Raw genomic sequence first — 18,312 nt, 5'->3', positions numbered from 1 at the left:
TTACTTATTTAGCCGGTTTAATAAGGTTCGTAATCCAGTAATAATCAGACGGATACATCTTCACGCCAGCGAGAACCTTGTTGCTGATGATATTGGTCTGCGGATAACCCAGGAACAGAGCTGCACCATCATTTAAGAGAATCTGCTGGATATCAATAATCAGCTGACGGCGTTTGCTCTTGTCGAATTCGGCAGCCAGTTCGTTGAACTTAGCGTCGAGTGCCGGGTTGCTGTAGCCGGAACCATTCTGCGGATTGTCACCGTTGTTGTTGGTCTTCCAGTACCAGGTGAGGAAGATTTCCGGGTCACCGGTATTAGCCGTGGTGATGTTGGAAATCAGGAGGTCATATTCACCCTTGATACCCATCTGGTCAACGAGGTTGTAGTCAACGGTCTTGATATTGATGTCAAAACCGAGCTTTTTAAGGTCAGCCTGTACGGCCTCAGCGTAAAGCGGCAGTTCAGCACGGCTGTTGTAAACAACGAAGTCGAGTTTCAGCGGCTGGCCATTCTTGTCGCGAATGCCGTCGCCGTTGGTATCTTTCCAGCCTGCCTCATCGAGGAGTTTGGCAGCTCTTTCCGGGTTGTAGGCATTGGGGTCAGTCAGCTGGTCAAAACCATAATCCATGGAGGGCGGTACAGGAGCCTTGCCCGGCAGGAAGGTGCCTTTCAGGAGAACCTTGTTATAGGTTTCACGGTCACAGCCGCAGATAAGGGCGGCACGCACTTTATCGTCTTTCAGAATTCCCTTGTGGTTCAGACGGGCCAGCACCGTGCGCAGGGAAGAAATCTCATCTACGAAGAACTTGTCATTGCCGCGGAAGGTATCCATATCGCCGGCAGCGATGTTTACAGCCATGTCCACTTCACCGGACTGCAGGGCCATAGCACGCGTGTTCGGGTCATCGATGGACGGAATTTCTACCTTTTCAAAGGGCACTTCGCCATCCCAGTAGTTGGGGTTCTTCTTCATGACGGCCTTTTCCTTCACGAAGGATTCCACCATGTACGGGCCGGTGCAGATGGGGCCTTCCTTCGCGAAGTCACGGCTGCCTTCGGCGCTCGTGTCCACGATGATGAACAGGGGGTCAGCCAGGAATCCCGGCATATTCGGCATGGGCTTTTCCGTCACGATGGTCAGCGTCTGCCCCTCAGCCTTGATTTCCTTGTACTTGAAGAATGTCGCCGCGCGGTTGTTCTTGGCAAAAGCGCGTTCAATGGACGCCTTGACAGCCTCTGCCGTCAGCGGATTGCCGTTGGAGAACTTCACACCCTCACGGATTTTGAACGTCCAGGTCGTATGGTCATCGCTGATGCTCCAGCTTTCGGCCAGCCAGGGCTGTACGTTCATCTTGTCATCGAACTTCGTCAGGCATTCGCCGAGGCCGTAGCGCATAACCACCCAGCCAAAGAAATTCTGCGTCGGTTCGAGCGTATCGGCAAAGTTCGTCACGCCGACTTTCAGCACACCCTTGTCGGCACTGCTGTTATCCGCACCACAGCCGGCCAGCATAACGGTCAGGGCTGCACCGCACAAGCCGAGGCTGACGGCTTTCCATAATTTCTTCGTGTTAAAAATTTTCATGTCTCAAATCTTCCCCTTTACTAAAAATATTTTATTCCTGCCGTGGGTCGAGAACGTCCCGGAGGCTGTCTCCCCACAGATTGAATATCGCAACGACAATAAAGATAGCCAGACCAGGATAAATCATCAGCCAGGGGGCTGTCTGGATATACTGGCGGCCTTCATTGAGCATCAAGCCCCATTCCGGCGTCGGTGGCTGGGCACCAAAGCCCAAGAAGGAGAGCCCCGCAATTTCCATCATCATCGTCCCAATGTCCATAGCCCCGGTGATGACCACCATCGGCATGACATTGGGCAGGATATGACGCCACAGAATACTGCTGTTCTTAGCCCCCTGAATTTTGGCTGCCTGAATAAAATCCTGATTGCGCAGGCGCAGCACCAGACTGCGCACCAGCCGGGCATATTTAGCCCAGCTGACAACGAGCAGCGCCAGAATCGTATTGACCACGCTGCCCCCCAGGATACCGGCAATGGCAATGGCCAGTACGATACCGGGGAAAGCGAGCATCATATCCGCAAACCGCATGAGAATATTTTCCAGCCAGCCGCCAAAAAAGCCGGCCAGCACGCCTACCAAAGTCCCTACCATGGCAATCATGGCCACAAGGCACAGCGCCATAAAGAGAGAAATCTGCGTGCCGCAGAGAATCCGGGAGAAAATATCCCGTCCGAGCTTATCCGTGCCCATGAAATGTTCTGCCGACGGTGTCTGCAAAACAAATTTCATATTCCCGGCCATGGGGTCCTGTGGCGCAAGATAAGGGGCAAAAATGGCCAACAAAACTATCAGCACGACCAGCCCCGTATAAAAGGCAAATAATTTATTTTCCCGAAAAACCGTCATCAATGGGCCTCCTTTTTCAGCCGCGGGTCAAGGTAGACATAGGACAAATCCACCAAGGCGTTAATGGCCATATAGACGATGGAAATCCAGAGTACAAAGCCCTCAATCAGCGGATAATCACGCATGGCAATCGCCCGTACGGCCATATTGCCGATGCCCGGCCAGGAAAACACCATCTCGATGACAGCCACGCCGCCGAGCAGCCAGCCGATGGACATACCCAAAAGCGTAATCAGCGGCAGCACGGCATTGGGCAGAACATGTTTCCAAAGGATAGCCCGTTCCGACAGGCCGCGTGCTCTGGCGCCCACCACATAATCCTGCTGCAGTTCCTCCAGGAATACCGTACGCACCTGCCTGATGTACTTCGACGACATGTAGAGCGCCAGCGTAAGCGCTGGCAGAACAATGCCCTGTGCCGTAACTGTGGATTTAGCAATGGGGAACCAGCCCAGTTTCAGACCAAACACATACAAAAAGATAAGACCGAGCCAAAAGGTCGGCATGGACACACCGATAAAGGATATCGTCCGTACCAGATAGTCCTGCCAGCCATTGCGGTGCACCGCCGACCAGATACCCAGTGGCAGGGATATCAGCAGCACAAACACAATCGTCACGGCCGCCAGCGTCAGCGTCCCGGCAAAGCCTTCGAGCAGCTTATCTGTTACCGGTTTCTTCGCTGAGTAAGACATGCCCATATCCCCATGCAGAACGCCGCCGGCCCAGTTGACATACTGCACGAGAAACGGCTTGTCGAGTCCCAGTTCCGCCCGTGTCTTGTCCAGAGTTTCCTGCGAAACAATCGTGTCGCCGGCCTCCAGCAGCATGGCCGCCGGGTCGCCCGGTGCCAGATAGGTCAAACAAAAAGTCAGAAAGCTGACTCCGACCAGGGTTATCAGCATTTGCGACAATTTGCTTACAAGTTTTTGCAAAATCGTCCACTCCCTATTTAATTAAATAAAAATATACAAAAAGCCTGTCCGCAAAAAGGCAGACAGGCTCACCGTAACAAACTCAGTAAAATCCCCATCCCCATCGCTCGCGGGTGTAAGAAACTGCCAACAGTTTCTTGCGGTGATTGTCAATCAGGCAGTTCTCCTGGCTCCAGTTCATCATCATATCGCGCCTTCCCAAAGAGGCTTTCCCCTCTTCAGTGACTTACTTGCAATACAATTCCCTGTTACAGTGGCGGGACCGCTCCGGCATATACCGGATTCTCTATTAAGTCTTCCGACACCTGATTCAATCTTTATGAATAATTCCTTATTAAAAATTACTCTCAATACACATTAGGATAGAAAAAATTTTACCATTACCGCCCTGTCTGTGTCAAGAGTCACAGACAATTTGCGGCCTGTTCCTCCACAGGCGCCAGAGCAGAAACGACGCACAGGACGCTCTTAGTGACTGGTCAATCGCCAGTGCCAGCCAGGCCCCTGCGAGCCCCCAGTGGAACCACTGCAGGAAAACCGCCGTTATGATGGGGCGCAGGAAGGCAATGCTCACGAAGGAATAGGCCGCCACCTGACTGGTCTTGCCGCTGCCCCTGAGGACGCCGGCACAGACCATGGCATGGGCCTCGGGGAAACTCACCGCCGCCACAAAAATCATTATCAAAGCGCCCAAGGGCAAAAGTTCTGCCTCATGGGAATAAATGCCAAAGATTTCATAGCGCAGGCCATAAGTCAGCAGGAAGGCCAGCAGGGAGAAAACAAAACTCCACTTGAGCCCGGCCCGCAGCTGCCGCTGCCAGTAATTCCAATCCCCGGCACCATGGGCATGACCTGCCAGCACCATGTTGGCCTTGCCCAGACCGCCGGCAAAACAGTAATAAAAATCACAAAAGTTCATGCAGATAGCATGTACGGCATAGGCTGCTGTGCCGAGCTCGGCCACCATACGTGTGTAGAGCACCATACCGATACGCTCAAAGCCCTGCTCACTGAACACACCGGCAAAGACCGGCAAAAATTCCCGAAAATATGCCTGGTTCGGCCAAAAACTGCCCCAGCCTGACCACTCGCTGTTTTTCAGCTGATATCCCGTAACAATAAGTGTCCAGCTGGTACCGATGACCGTTCCCACAGCCGCCCCAACTACACCCAACTCCGGGAAGGGCCCCAGTCCGAAGATAAGCAGGGCATTGGCGATGATGTTGACCACATTGCCCTGCACATTGGCACTCATTACCTGCTTGGTATGTCCGTAGCCGAGCTGCACGGCCTGCAGAATTGTGGCCAGTGTTGTCATAAACACGCCGACGAGCGCTATATCGCCATAAGCCAGCGCCGCCTCCATATAATCCTCCCTGGCTCCCATCCAGCTTAGAATCCTCTCTAAATGCAGGAAAAAGAACACATGGAGCGCGCCCATCAGAATCAGCATACAAAAAAGTGTCCGCGCAAGCAGCGCAGGCACCTCTTCTAATTTCTTCTGACCAAATTTCTGGGCTGTGAGCAGGGTAAGCACCGAGGCCACCGAACGCACCACACACAAAAGCATCATACGTGGCTGGGTAAAGATACTGACCGCCGCAATCGCCGCCGTACCGAGTACCCCCACCATGATGATATCCACGGAGGATAGCAGCACCATAAAGAGTCCTTCCAAGGCCGCCGGCATGGCAATTCCTAAGTAATGTCTGTCATTGGCTTGTAATCGCACACTGTTACTCCTCTCTTAGTCGAAAATCACTTTCATTTAGATAATAACAATATGCCAAACTCTCCACAAGCCCCCCGGGGGGATATGATTTATCCCTGTTTTATCTTCAGCTGCTGCAAATACGCTTTGGCCGCCACACTCACCCGATAGCTTTCCCTGGCTTTTTGAATGGCCTTGTTATGTGTCCAGACAGCCAGACGTTTTTTCTCGATAAAGGGCAAGGCCGCCTCGTATTGCTTGGCCAGGGCCGTAGCAAAGTACCAGGCAATCATCATGTTGACATAGTATTCCTCAGAGCGTACGGCCGCCACCAGTTCCAAATATGACAAGTCAAAATCCTCGTCGAGGAAATGGTCCATCAACATTTTTATCGCAAAGCGTTTGGTATATGTATGCGGGGATTGCAGCCATGTTTTTATCTCCGGCAGCAGCGCGCCGCGATGTTTTTTAAAGACTTGCGGCGACATCTGGTCGCAGGTAGCCCAGTTATCAACATAGGACAAAAACGCTTTTAGCTCCCTCAGGCATAAGTCATAGTCCTTAATGCCGGCAATCATAAACGCCTGCAGCTGATTTTCCTCAAAGAACTTATGCGGCAAGGCCGTAAGGAAGGCTGCCGCCTCATCGCTTTTCAGCAGGCCCTTGGCCATTTGGCGCAGTTCGGGGGTGCGCACACCGATAATACTGTCTGGGGCCAAAGCAGGCAGCAGTTTCTGCTGAAACTGTCCGTATTTTTTATCCTGCAGCTTTAATAACTCTGCCTGTACGTCCATATTACTCCCCTGTCCTCCTGCTCAATAAATCAACATTTGTATCTGCGCGGCAAAATCCGTGGCGGTTATGCCAAATACCTGCGTAAAGGCCTGCCGGCCATCACCAGTCTGTCTGGCCGCGAGCAGCCAGTTCTGCAGGCTGCCCCAGCCATAACGCCGCACGAGCTCTGCCGTCGCGTACTCGCATAACTTGGCAACATCATCATGATTGTATTGCCCGGTTATTTCCTCCATGGATTCCTGCCACATCATTTTGTCCAAAGACGGCAGCGGTGTTTTCTTGCGCAGCTCCGTGCGCCAGGTTCGCTGGTAGTCGGTCAGCCGGCCATAGCCGTTATCACACAGGCGGCCTACGCCGACGACATAGCCAATGCCGCGCATAAGCCATTCCACGCCGCAGGGCTCTGCCCCAAGTTCCTGAACTTCCAGCATGCGGGCCATCATCACGCCGCCCACAAAGATACATTGCCGCTGGTCGGCAATGCGTTCGCCGTTGACTATCAGCGTGCTGTTATTCTCCACCCAGACACTGCCGGCAGCCAGCTGCCGGGCGCGTTCCGGAGAAATACGGCAATGTTCTTCTGCCACCTTGGCCAAATCCTCCTGATTGGCAGCGACGATGATATCGTATTCGCCCGTCAGACGCCGCCCCCAATGTCTGGCAAGCCATGCCTGCGCGGCATTTACCTGGGCCTGCAATTGCTCAACCACGGCCGGCCGGACATTGCCATGGCCCTGGAAATTAAATGCGGTCTTATGCTGTTCCTTTTGCCACCAATCCACAAACGCGGTAAGAAAAGCGTCCAGTGATACACCAAAGGTATTCTGCAGGGATTCTTCAGCCCGTTCCCCCTGTCCTAAGCGGCGGTAATATTCCAGCAGCTTGGCATTTTCCTGTCCGGCAGCATAATTTTTCACCAGAAACCAGGTCATTAAATCTGCCAGGCCATACGAGTTGACGCGGTTGTTCATCAGTTCGCTGCGCTGCGCCTCTGTCGTATGCTGCAAGGCCATAATATCCGCGACTTTACGGGAGTTCTGCACCGTAAATTTGGCGTCCAAAAACCATTTTTCCACAGACCTGCCACCCACGGCGGCCGCCACCTGCGCCCCCATGTAATCAGCCGAGCCTTCTTCGAGCCAGAACAGACCCTGCTCATAACCATTATGGCCGTCGCTCAGCTGATACTGCAGCTGATGAAACAATTCGTGGGCGGTTGTCCCCAGACGGTCATCACTTTCCTTCAGGCCGTCCTTATCGCCATTGATGACACAGAGCCCCTTTTGGCCGCTGGCCTGACCGCTGGTGTACTGGGCTTTGTTTTTCGCCTCAGCCTCGGTCATTTCCATTTCCTTCACCAGCAGGGCCTGGTAACTATTGCGGTCAGGTGCCACTAAAACGCGCACATCGCGGTTCAGCTTAACGGCCAAATTGTTTTCACAAAAAGCGGCAAACCCTTTTGCCGCTTTTTCTACATCCTGCCTTGTATCCACAGGCACCTGCCCATAGGCCGCTACGGTAATATCCCCATTGCCCCTGGCCAGGCCTAGTTTTTCTGCCAGTACGCCGCCGTCAGAAACTCCCCATAGGAGAGCTCCGGCCATAAATATCATAATGCATAACAGCAACAGCAGCTTTTTCATCTTTACCTCACTTCATCTGCCAGCGGCAAACTTTTTGCTCAATTACGTCCAACAGGCCAAAGAGCAGCAGGCCCATAAAACTCAAAATCACAATTCCCGTGTACATTTCCAGATAGTTTACGCGCAGCCAGGCGTCCATAATGAAATAGCCCATGCCATACTGCGTGCCGAAGGTTTCTGTAAAAAACAGCACGGAAACAGCGGTAGCCATAGCCACCCGTATAGCCGTAATGAAATTGGGCATAACTGCCGGCACGAGAATATAGCGGCACACCTGCCGGAAACCGGCGCCCAGGGAATACAACGGGTAGTAGGTTTCGGCCGGAATCGCGCGTATGCCATCGCGGAGTGCCACAATAATCTGAAAGACGACAATCAGGAAAATCATGATGATTTTTGACAGCTCGCCAATACCTGCCAGCAACATTAAAATCGGCAGCAGGGCGATTTTCGGAATGGGATAGGTCAGGTAAACCACGGGTGCCAGATACCTGTCAGCCCGGGCAAAATACCCCATGATAATGCCCAGCGGATACCCGATAAGCACAGCCAGCATAATGCCAGCTATGATACGCCACAGGCTGTACACCGCATGAACAGCGATTTTATCTGCAAAAATTTCGCCCAGCCGTACAAACACATTATACGGTTCGGGAATAATGGGCAGCTGGGCAATACTAGCCGCTATCTGCCAGGCAATCAGCAAAAAGACCATCCCAAGCAGATAGGCGCGCAGAACGATTTTTCCTTTTCTCATGCCCCTGCCCCCATTGCTTTAATTTTGCTGCGCAGCTCCTGCCCCTTGACAAAGAACTCCTGGCTGGACTTCCAGCTGCGGCTGCCCTGCCATTTATTCTCCATAACCTCGGCCACAGTCCCGGGATTGGCTGACATCAGGACAATCTGCTGGCCGAGATATAACGCCTCCTCCACATAGTGGGTGACCAGTATGGTCGTAATCCCGGCGGCCTCCCATAAATCGCGGAAAACGTCCTGCATTTCCTCACGGGTAATGGCGTCCAGGGCAGAAAACGGCTCGTCCATCAGCAGAATGTCCGGTTCAAGTAAAAACACCCGGGCCAGGCTCACCCTCTGCTGCTGGCCGCCGCTGAGTTCCTGCGGATAACGCGCCAGCAAATCTTCCAGACCGAGCTTTTGGCACAAGGCTGCCATTTTAGCCGCCTTGGCCTCCGTCCAGCCGTCTTTTATCGTGCTGGCCAGGCGTATATTATCAGCTACTGTCTGCCAGGGCAGCAGGCCGTAATTTTGCGGCATAAAGCCAATACGCAGTTTCTTGGGGCTTACCGCGCCGCCATTTATGCGTACTTCGCCCTTATAATCCTTAATCAGCCCGGCCACGACCTTCAGCAAGGTGGACTTGCCACAGCCGGAAGGCCCTATTACAGCGCAGACCGTTCCTTGCGGAACGGTCAGGCTTACATTTTGCAATGCAGTATTTTGTTGTTTTAGTCCGGTATAGGCAACAGTTAAATTATCTACTTCAATCATATTACTTGCCCAGCACATCGACCACAAAATCGGCGTAAGTATAATTCTTCTTGATAAGCCCCTTGCTCTGCAGCCATTTCACGCAATCCACCACATCGCTTTCCTTCGGCAGGGCGGCATGATGATACTCCGGCAGTTTCAGAGCTGCTTTGGCCGTGGGAGGGAAAGACGCCTTCTCCACCAGCATGTCGATATATTCTTCCCGCGGGGTATTGTTGAGATAATCCACTGCCTTGTTATAGGCGCGGTACATGGCAGCCAGTTCGGCCCGGCGGTCATTGGCAGTCTTGGCCGTAAACATGATAACACCGGGATTGATACCCAGCTCGTCAGAGCCGGTCACATACTTGCAGCCATTATGAACGGCAATGCTGGCCATGGGTTCCGGCAGCGTAGCTGCTCCCAGCTTGCCATTCTGCAGCATTTCCAGGCGCGTGGGAATCTGCGGAATAATCACCTTATTGATGGTATCCTCGCCCAGATTTTCCTTCTGCAGAATCTGGTCCGTAACATACTCGATAATCGTATTACGGGAAACGGCCACGTCCTGCCCCTTCAGGTCAGCCATCTTCGTAGCACTGGACTGGGCACCGGCAATCAGTTTATAGCTGCCGTCTGTAAACGACGTCACCTTCACATTAAAGCCGCCGTCCTTGGCAAAAGCCACGGCCAGCATGTCCGAGACAGCCCCGTCCAGATTGCCGCTCTGCAAGGCTGAATCCCTGTCCATAGCACTCTTGTACTGCTGAATGTTGACTTCCAGCCCTTCTTCCTTAAAGTAGCCCTTTTCCTGAGCTACGATAAACGGCAGGGAATCCGTATCCGGCATCAGGCCGATGTTCAGCGGCTGCAAATCCTTCTTGGCCTCCTGCTGGGGGCCGCAGCCGGCCGCCAATCCCATCAGCACTACGGCCATCAGTAACAGTGCATATTTTTTCACCTTTATCTACTCCCCTCATGTATTTATTTTATTGCGTGAACCATTGGGACAGGTAATCTGCACCTGTCCGGGCATAATATACAGCCTTATCGATAATATCCTTGTTCTCAGCATAAGCGCTTTCGGCCTTGGCTTTGATTTTGCCGGCCTCCTGTTTCATTTCGGCCACCGTATCGAGCTTGGCGTCCACATCATCAAGCATGGTCTGTGCCTCAGCAATGGACTGCTTTAACTTGGCCACATCGCTGTCGGCCTGGGCGCTGATACTCTTGTTTTCCTTGACCTGTTCCTCACGCTTGGCCTCTTTGCCTGTTACCTTGTCCACAAGTTTACCCAGGGTTGAGCCGGGCGCGCTGTCCATTATAGCCTCGTTACGGCCTTTGGCCCGGCTGGATTTTTCCTCCAGTTCCCGTTCCCGGGCCTGCAGCTCCTGTTTTTGTTTCTCCAGCACCTCACGCTGCGCCTTTAAATCGGCCTCCTGGCTGGCCAGCTTTTGCTCGCGGTCCTTCATCATCTGTTGTTCCAGCTTTTGCTGATTTTGCCGCTCCGCCGACTGTTCCTGCGTGTAACCGGCTATCATAAAACCGATGGCCAGGGCAGCGGCAAAGCCTGCGCCCAGGAGCAGACCGCGTTTGCGGCCAGCAGTCAAAAAGCTCTTGTGCGGACGCGGTTCTTCCTGGCGCGGCGGCAGCTCTTCCGGCGGCAATTCCCGGACTCTGCGCTGTCTGTCCGTCGCCTGCTCATCATCTGCCTCTATCCGTGGCAAAGGTCTGGTATCAAAAATCCGTTCACTATCATCAACAGGGCGCATTAACTGCGTCTTATCCAAATCATCTTGTTTCATTAAAAATCTCCACTTTCATTGTATGCTCAGGTATCAACTATATGATAGTATACGGTTTTTATATTGACATGTCAAAAGCAGACTGACCGGTCAATATTCTGACCTGTCAGCCTGTCAAGCAGCGTCGTAAATTTTTACTCCTTAGTCAAGGCCCCGTGTTCCTTCTGCATTGTTTCGCACAAACGCCGCAACGTCCACAATATATTAAACGGCGTCACGACCGCTTTGAACCGCACATGCGGCAAGCCGGCGTTTTGCAAGGCCTGCAGCACTTCGTCCAGCCGTTTATTGCGGATATTTTGCAGTACCATGACCTCATGCGGAAAGACAAAGTTGTCATCGTCCTTCACCTTTGCCGGCTGGTAACCTTTCGCGCCCAGCAGGTATCCTACCTTCTCGCGCCAGGCCTCCGCGGGCAGAATTTTCGTGGCTATCCCGAGCTTATGCAAAGTCTTGCAGGCTGCTGTAAGTGTTTCTTCATCACGAAATTGATAGAATAATACCTGTTCCTGCCTTTTCATTAACTCAGTCCTCCACCCAGCGGGCCATCCCGCGCATCAGTAAATAAGTAACAAGTTCGTCCAGGGAAACTCCCTCAGCCTCCTGCCGTGCCTGCAAGGATTCACGCAGGGTACGGGGCAGGTTGACCGTCAGCGTGCCAGCGGTTAAAGCCGCCGTCTGACCTGCGGACTTTGGAGCCTGTACCGCAGCCGCAGCTTTGGCCGTTTTAGTTGTCTTAGTTGTTTTAGTTGTTTTGGTTGTTTTGGTTGTTTTCGCTGCCTTGGTCGTCCTGGCTGTCTTGGTCTTTTTCGCAGCCGGAGCCGGCTCTGCAGCTTTAGCCTGTTTACTTTCGGTTTCCGGCGCCGCCGTGGTCTTTTTCCTGCTGGCAGGCTTTTTTTCCTCCGGCGGATAAACCAAGAACTCATCGTAGGCATTGCGCAGGGTTTCACTGGCCTGCTTAGTCCCCACACCGATGATATACGATGGCGTGCCGGAGTTCAGATATTCCGCAATCCTGACAAAATCCGAGTCCGTGGTAATGATAAAGAACCGCCGCACACCATCATCATACAGGAGTTTGGCCGAATCGTATAAAGCCGAATCCAGCGAGTTTTTTCCCTGATAAGTACGGCTTATCTGCCGGAAAGTAAAGCCCGGCCGCCGCATGAGTTTTTCCCAGCGTTTCTGTTCCGGCCGTGCCTCCCAATCGGAAATGACAATCGTCCGGCAGGGCTGGTAACGCCGTGCCTTGCTTAAAGTGTAGTCCAACATTTCAAACGGAGCGTTTTCGATATCGTAAAGTATCGCTACAACCTCCGTACTGGAATCCAGAGTCATCTAATCCCCCATTTATAAAAAGTAACATGTAGTATCTTTAATATCTTCTATATATCTCTTTAAATCCCTGCCAGCAGCAGTGCTCAGCGCTGACACAGCCAGGCCAGCTGCCAGCCGGCCCAGACCGTTATCATAGCCACCACCATCGTGCTCAGAATATTTACCGCCGCCAGCAGGCTGCTGCCGTTCTTGATTAACATCAGCGTTTCCAGGGACACGGCAGACAAGGTGGAAAAACCGCCCAAAAAGCCCACGGTAAGCAACAGCCGCAGAGATTCAGGAATTAAATGCAGGGACTTGGCCAGTGGCAAAAGCAGCCCCATAATAAGCCCCATAAAAAAACAACTCACCCCATTTACCGCCAAGGTGGCCATCGGAAATAACATACCGCCGCAGGTTCCCACCAAAGTCGTAATTCCATATCGGCACACCGCCCCCAGGCCGCCGCCGATAAAAACATAAAAACACGCCATCATTTACTGTAAGTTCATCTCCTGCATACCATCAATATAAGCCTTCTCACGTCATAACTGCCGCCAGCTGCTGCAACAGCACGGGAATATCCACGGGTTTGGACAGGCACTCATTCATGCCGGCAGCCTTTGCCTTTTGCACCGATTCATCATCAACTTCACCCGTCAGGGCAAAGATAGGCACATGCCGGGCGTCATCACGGCTCATGGCTCTGATAGCCCTGGCCGCCTCCAGCCCGTCCATAATGGGCATACGTACATCCATCAGCACAGCGTCAATGCTCCCCTCGGGAGAATTAGCAAATGCGGCCACGCCCTGCTGGCCGTCGCCGGCTGCAATGACCTCAATCCCCTTAAAGGACAACAGGCTTTGCATAAGTTCCCGGTTGATTTCATTATCCTCGCACAGCAGTATGCGGCGGTTGACCAGCTGCATAAGTTCACCATCAACAGGAACTTCCGCAGCCTCGCTAGTCTGTCCCGGTGGCAGGAAAAACCACATGTCAAACCGCGTGCCCTTGCCCCGCTCGCTGTCTACCGTGATTTTACCGCCCATCAGGTCAACAAGGCTCTTGACAATCGACATGCCTAAGCCTGTACCCTCGATTTTTCTGGTGATACTGGTCCGTTCCTGGGAGAAAGGTTCAAACAGCTTGGGCAGGAACGACTTATCCATCCCGACACCGGTATCACTGATAACGATATGACAGTTATAGGCGCCAAAATCGGCCGGTCCTTCCATACACATGGTCACACTGCCGCCCGCCGGCGTGTATTTAATGGCATTGGACAGGAGATTCAATATCACCTTCTGCAGTTTCAAAACGTCCACATACACGTCCTGAAAGTGCATATCGGCAAGTTTTGTGATGAATTGCACCTTCTTGACCTCAGCATTTGCATAAGCGGATACAATAATGGTATCCAGCAGTTCCTGCATATTGCTGTTTTCCGGTTCAATCTCCAATTTGCCGCTGCTGATTTTGCTCAAATCCAGCGTCTCATTGATGAGATTCAGCATAAACTTGCCGGTTGTCCGGATTTTTTCCAGATACTCCTCACGCTCATCTTTGCCCTTGCTTTGGAGTGCCAGTTCAATAAAGCCCAATATGCCGTTGAGCGGCGTGCGCATATCATGGCTTACATTGGAAACAAACGCCGCCTTGGCCGAGGCCTCGCGCTCTACGGCCAGCATGCGCTCATTGCGCTTTTTCTCCGTCACATCGTTGATGAAATGGGCGCAGGCAAAATGACCGTACCAGGAAATACCCTTTTTCTCGATATTAAGATAGCGGTCACCGTCCTTGTCATGACGTACGAGTTCCTGCTTGCCGTCCATTTGCAGGCGTTTGAGCTGGCAGTCCTCACAGACATGTTTCTTGCCAAACATGTAGTTATAGCAGGTATGGCCGCTGTAACTGCCACGCAGCTGACTGTTATTCATGGCCGCCCGGTTGGCGTACAAGAGCTCCTGCGTTTCCACATCACAAACGTAGACAATGGTATCCATATCCTCCAACAGCTCGAGCTGCGCCTCATTGCGCTCACTGGCATTTCTGAAGGTCAGGGCCACTACCGGCGAGTCATCGAGCTTGCCGATATGCTTGACGATGGTATGCAGCCAGACAAAACTATCCTGTGACTCCTCGCCAAAGCGGTAAACACATTCTGCACTGCCGTCCTTTACGGCCCTGGCAAGGGTTTCCAGCAAAAATCGGCGGTCATTTTTAAAAACCTTGGTCATCAAGGAATCACCGGCATACTGCAAAAACTCCTTGCCGCTGCGCGGTCCTATCTGCTCACCGCCTTCTGAGGAGGCCAGCAGTGTCAGCTGCTGACCGTCCAGCTTATAGACCAGGCAGTTTCCCGGAAAGAACGCCGCCAAACTATATATTTCCGCTAATGTCAGTTTCATCCTCATTCACCCCTTCCGTTGGGTATCATAGGCACCTATATAGCGTGACAGGCACGCCAGCAGCAAATCAGGTTCCACCGGCTTGGTCAGATGGTCATTCATACCGGCCTGACGAGATTGCTCCACATCTTCCTGAAAAGCATTGGCTGACAAGGCGATAATCGGCACCTTATGGGCATCAGGTCTTTCAAGCTGCCTGATTTGCGCCGCCGCCGTCAGGCCGTCCATTACCGGCATGCGTATATCCATCAGAATGGCGTCAATCTTATACTCCTCGGATTCAATGAAGGTCATTACCCCCTGCTCACCATCTTCAGCTGTCAGCACCGTCATGCCGTTCATTTCCAGAATCGTCTTTACGATTTCCCGGTTTAACTCATTATCCTCACAGACCAGAATCAGCCGCTTATCCAGGCTGACACTTTCGGCCTCAACCGGCACCTCCGGTAAGCCTTCCTCACCGCTCACCCGTTCAAAAGGTATTTCTACCGTAAAGGTCGTACCTTTGCCGCGTTCGCTTTCCACGGTAATTTTGCCGTCCATTAGGTCCAGCAGTTCCTTGGCGATAGACAGCCCTAAGCCGGTTCCCATCCTGCCCTTTTCCGACATGGAATTTTCCTGTTCAAAGGGGTCAAACATCTTCGGCAGGAAATGCGGCGCCATGCCAATCCCCGTATCCTTGACAATAAAGCGGCAGGTACAGCTGTCCGCCGTGGACGAAAGCACTGAACCTTCCAGCCACACATCACCGTCAAACGGGGTAAATTTCACCGCATTGGACAGCAGATTCAACAGGACTTTGGACAATTTCAGCCGGTCCAGCCGCAGATAGCCCAGGTCAGCAAAGTCAAGATTTACATGAAAGTTCACCGCATTCTGCTCTGCCGCCGAACGCATTGACGTAACGAGCCGGTCGAGCATGTGGCTGGCCTCCACGACCTCCCAGTCCATCTGCCGCTTGCCGCTGCCAATCCGCGACAGTTCCAGTGTATCATTGATTAAGTCACGCAGCAACGAACCGGCCGTCATGATTTTTTGCAGATACTCGTGAATTTTATCAAGGTCCTGACATTTCAGCGCCAGGTCGGCCACCCCTAAAATACCATTCAAGGGGGTGCGCATATCATGACTCACATTGGACAAAAAGGACGTTTTGGCCTCATTGGCACTTTCCGCCTTTTCCAAGGCCTGGCTCAAACCTTCATTCAGTTTTTCAATCTGCTCCTGACGGCGTATTTCGTCAGTTACATCCTCAAAACTGCCCACGAGTCCCACGATTTCGCCATTTTCCACCAAAGGGCTCTTGCTGGCCACAATGTCGCGCAGTTCGCCATGACTCATACATTTGCCATGCACGCGGTAAGTGGAGCGGCCAGTTGTCAAAACCATCACTTCATCGCTATGAAAAGGTTCTTCGTCTTTATGCCAGCCCATATCTTCATCATTTTTCCCCAAAATGACCTGCTCGGAGGGAAAACCATAGTAGTCCAAAAAGGCCTTATTGGCCCCGAGGAAACGCCGGTTCTTGTCCTTCCAGAACAAGGCTGTCTGCGTGGTATCCAGAATCTTTTCCAACAGAACGCTGGTATGGAAAAAAGCCTCATCGCGATTTTGCCGTTCAGCATATTCATTTGTAACATCCAGCGAAGTTATGTATTGCAACACGGACCCGTCCGGCATACGATAGCCATATATACAGGAAGTCAGCCAAACATACTCTTCCTGCTTGGGAATCCGCATGCGGTAGCTGAATTGCTGATATTCTTCCGGGTTGCGGAATCCCTTCTGCACCGCCCGCATTACACGCACATAATCATCCGGGTGAATTGTTTCCTCCGTTGGACGCAAAAAGAACGATTCCAGTTCTGCCCGCTTTACATTGAATAAACGACAAAGCCCTGCAGATATATGCAGGACTTTAAAGTCTTTGGCACTCCGTTGACACACCAGTACCGGAGCCAAAGCGTCATCTATATGGCCGAACTTTTGCTTTGCGTCAGCTATCATAATAGCTCCCCCCAGTAATGCATAATCCTCTTTAGATTATTATTCTTTGCGGAGGAGCTTTTTCCTTCTTATTGATAATTAACTGACAAAAATTTTTGTAATCATCCAGAGCAGCGGCACCGCTACCAGCGTGCGTTCCAAAAAGACAATAAAGAGCCGTTTCACATCCATGCCGACATTACTCTTGACGATGATACTCCCGACTTCGGTCAGATAGATAATCTGTACCAGCGACAGGGCGGAAATGAAGAACCGTACCTGCAAGGGAGCCTCAGGGCTGGTGATAAGCGCCGGAATGAACATATCGATAAAGCCTACGAGCGTAGCCGGAGCCAGCTGGAAAGCGTCGGGAATTCCCAGCGCCCACATGTAAAGCCCCATGGGGTACGCCAGCCACTTAAATATCGGCGTTTCATTTACGAGCAGCGTCCCCACGGTTCCCCAGGCAATAACGATGGGAATCAGGTCGAACAAAATCCCGACGGCCATCTCTAAGCCTACGGCTATCGCCGTTTCCGTACGGAATTTTTCCGCCCGCTGCAACGCTGCGGCCAAGGCCCAGCCCAGCAGGGATTTTTCCTGCGGTACATCTTCCCGGAGCTGCGGCGTACCATGATAGGTATCCTCTACGCTCGCCAAAGGCGGAATGCGGACACAGATAACGGCGAGCAGCAAGCCCACAAGCGTAACGGTAAGGTAAAGCAGCGGAAAATAATTGTTGATATGCAGTGTCCCGGCCACTACCATACAAAACGGAATAGACACGAGCGAAAAATTGGTCATAATCGTCGCGGCCTCGCGTTTTGAGTAGTAACCGCTGTTATACTGGCCAGCGGTAATCAGTACCGCCGTATTAGAGGACGCCAGCCAGGAGGCAATAAGGTCCACCGAGGCCCGTCCCGGCACATGGAATAAGGGACGAATCAACGGTTTCAGCAATACGCCTGTGAACTCCATAATACCTGTATCCGTCAGAAAGGGCAGCACAAAGCTCAGGGAAAACGCCAGCGCTACCAGTGTCTGGGATAAGCCGACCATACTGCCGCCGACGTCGGGACCGCTGAACCACGCCGGGCCCAGCTCACCACCGACACAGACAACAACCACCAAAGCCACCAGCCGGGTGAGCAGATACGGCCAGGATACAGTAAACAAACCGGCCAGCCACTGCCGTTTCTTAATCCATTCCGGCAGGTAAAAACGTCCGAGCAGTGCCCCGAGAGCAGAGGCCGTCACCAGTACATATAAGAACCAGGGAATATTATCAGTAATGATTTTTTCGAGCCATTCCGTAAGCAGCCCCACCGGTGTGGAAAAACCTTCACCGCCGCCGACCGGCAGTAAAAACATTCCCATGCCGAACAGAGCCCCGGCTATAAATTTAATCCAAGTCATGAAATCTTCCTCACTTTTCATGAATAATTTTCAGCAAATCATATTGTACACCATTACGCGGACAATGTCACTAATTTTTGTATTTTTATTCACGATTCATTTGATTTTTATTCAGTAAACTCAGGCTGTCCCAGCTTACAATAAAAAAGCCCGAAAGGTGCCTGCCTTTCGAGCTTTATGGTTCAGCCGCCCTCATTATGAGCTGCTGTAATATACTTATGGAGCTGATAACCAGGATTGAACTGGTGACCTTATCCTTACCAAGGATACGCTCTACCGACTGAGCTATATCAGCATTGGTTGCGGGGACAGGACTTGAACCTGTGACCTTCGGGTTATGAGCCCGACGAGCTACCGACTGCTCCACCCCGCGGC

General features: G+C 52.2%; 16 protein-coding genes, 2 tRNA genes and 1 riboswitch. All 18 genes read right to left on the bottom strand.

Annotated elements, in window-relative coordinates:
- Window positions 1-4 precede the first annotated feature (4 nt).
- The 18 genes from DL94_RS0100330 to DL94_RS0100245 all read right to left on the bottom strand — a co-directional run bounded on the left by DL94_RS0100330 (window position 5) and on the right by DL94_RS0100245 (window position 18,310).
- Window positions 5-1,585 (bottom strand): ABC transporter substrate-binding protein, encoded by a 1,581-nt coding sequence (locus DL94_RS0100330; RefSeq protein WP_028128423.1) that lies wholly within the window; start codon window positions 1,583-1,585, stop codon window positions 5-7.
- Window positions 1,586-1,616: 31 nt separating this feature from the next.
- Window positions 1,617-2,432, bottom strand: coding sequence for a nickel transporter permease (nikC, locus tag DL94_RS0100325; RefSeq protein WP_037371011.1), 816 nt, complete (start codon window positions 2,430-2,432; stop codon window positions 1,617-1,619).
- Window positions 2,432-3,367, bottom strand: a complete 936-nt coding sequence (gene nikB, locus DL94_RS0100320) for a nickel ABC transporter permease (RefSeq protein WP_231464418.1) — start codon at window positions 3,365-3,367, stop codon at window positions 2,432-2,434. Before nikB ends, nikC begins: the two co-directional genes overlap by 1 nt.
- 138 nt (window positions 3,368-3,505) lie before the next feature.
- Window positions 3,506-3,691, bottom strand: a riboswitch (cobalamin riboswitch).
- Window positions 3,692-3,764: 73 nt separating this feature from the next.
- On the bottom strand, window positions 3,765-5,099 hold the full coding sequence (locus tag DL94_RS0100315) for an MATE family efflux transporter (protein WP_028128420.1): 1,335 nt from the start codon (window positions 5,097-5,099) through the stop codon (window positions 3,765-3,767).
- 89 nt (window positions 5,100-5,188) lie between these two features.
- Complete coding sequence (locus DL94_RS0100310) at window positions 5,189-5,872, bottom strand: DNA alkylation repair protein (RefSeq protein ID WP_028128419.1); 684 nt, start codon at window positions 5,870-5,872, stop codon at window positions 5,189-5,191.
- A 21-nt stretch (window positions 5,873-5,893) separates the two neighbouring features.
- Window positions 5,894-7,516 (bottom strand): hypothetical protein, encoded by a 1,623-nt coding sequence (locus DL94_RS0100305; protein WP_028128418.1) that lies wholly within the window; start codon window positions 7,514-7,516, stop codon window positions 5,894-5,896.
- Window positions 7,517-7,523: 7 nt separating this feature from the next.
- Window positions 7,524-8,273: an ABC transporter permease gene (locus tag DL94_RS0100300; protein ID WP_028128417.1), complete on the bottom strand. Its 750-nt coding sequence runs from the start codon at window positions 8,271-8,273 to the stop codon at window positions 7,524-7,526.
- On the bottom strand, window positions 8,270-9,025 hold the full coding sequence (locus DL94_RS0100295) for an ABC transporter ATP-binding protein (RefSeq protein ID WP_028128416.1): 756 nt from the start codon (window positions 9,023-9,025) through the stop codon (window positions 8,270-8,272). Before DL94_RS0100295 ends, DL94_RS0100300 begins: the two co-directional genes overlap by 4 nt.
- Before the next feature lies 1 nt (window position 9,026).
- The gene (locus DL94_RS0100290; RefSeq protein WP_037371098.1) at window positions 9,027-9,941 is read right to left on the bottom strand and encodes an ABC transporter substrate-binding protein; all 915 of its coding nucleotides are present in this window, start codon (window positions 9,939-9,941) and stop codon (window positions 9,027-9,029) included.
- A 52-nt stretch (window positions 9,942-9,993) separates the two neighbouring features.
- Window positions 9,994-10,809, bottom strand: coding sequence for a hypothetical protein (locus DL94_RS0100285; RefSeq protein ID WP_028128414.1), 816 nt, complete (start codon window positions 10,807-10,809; stop codon window positions 9,994-9,996).
- Between the two features lie 134 nt (window positions 10,810-10,943).
- Window positions 10,944-11,330, bottom strand: a complete 387-nt coding sequence (locus DL94_RS0100280) for a DUF3783 domain-containing protein (RefSeq protein ID WP_028128413.1) — start codon at window positions 11,328-11,330, stop codon at window positions 10,944-10,946.
- 4 nt (window positions 11,331-11,334) lie between these two features.
- The gene (locus tag DL94_RS0100275) at window positions 11,335-12,147 is read right to left on the bottom strand and encodes an NYN domain-containing protein (protein ID WP_028128412.1); all 813 of its coding nucleotides are present in this window, start codon (window positions 12,145-12,147) and stop codon (window positions 11,335-11,337) included.
- A gap of 83 nt (window positions 12,148-12,230) precedes the next feature.
- Entirely contained in the window at window positions 12,231-12,623 is a 393-nt protein-coding gene (locus DL94_RS0100270) for a fluoride efflux transporter FluC (protein ID WP_028128411.1), read from the bottom strand.
- Window positions 12,624-12,666: 43 nt separating this feature from the next.
- Window positions 12,667-14,535, bottom strand: a complete 1,869-nt coding sequence (locus tag DL94_RS15075; RefSeq protein WP_051586220.1) for a hybrid sensor histidine kinase/response regulator — start codon at window positions 14,533-14,535, stop codon at window positions 12,667-12,669.
- Window positions 14,536-14,541: 6 nt separating this feature from the next.
- A complete protein-coding gene (locus DL94_RS15070; protein WP_051586219.1) occupies window positions 14,542-16,542 on the bottom strand; it encodes a PAS domain-containing hybrid sensor histidine kinase/response regulator in 2,001 nt (666 codons plus the stop codon).
- Between the two features lie 78 nt (window positions 16,543-16,620).
- Complete coding sequence (locus DL94_RS0100255) at window positions 16,621-17,937, bottom strand: YjiH family protein (protein WP_051586218.1); 1,317 nt, start codon at window positions 17,935-17,937, stop codon at window positions 16,621-16,623.
- 219 nt (window positions 17,938-18,156) lie between these two features.
- Window positions 18,157-18,232: transfer RNA gene (locus tag DL94_RS0100250), tRNA-Thr, on the bottom strand.
- A gap of 2 nt (window positions 18,233-18,234) precedes the next feature.
- Window positions 18,235-18,310, bottom strand: a tRNA-Met gene (locus DL94_RS0100245).
- Window positions 18,311-18,312: the final 2 nt, after the last annotated feature.

This window comes from Selenomonas sp. AE3005 (genome assembly GCF_000686945.1).
In the GTDB taxonomy this organism is placed as follows: Bacteria; Bacillota; Negativicutes; order Selenomonadales; family Selenomonadaceae; genus Selenomonas_A.
This window is presented reverse-complemented; position numbering and strand designations above follow the sequence as displayed.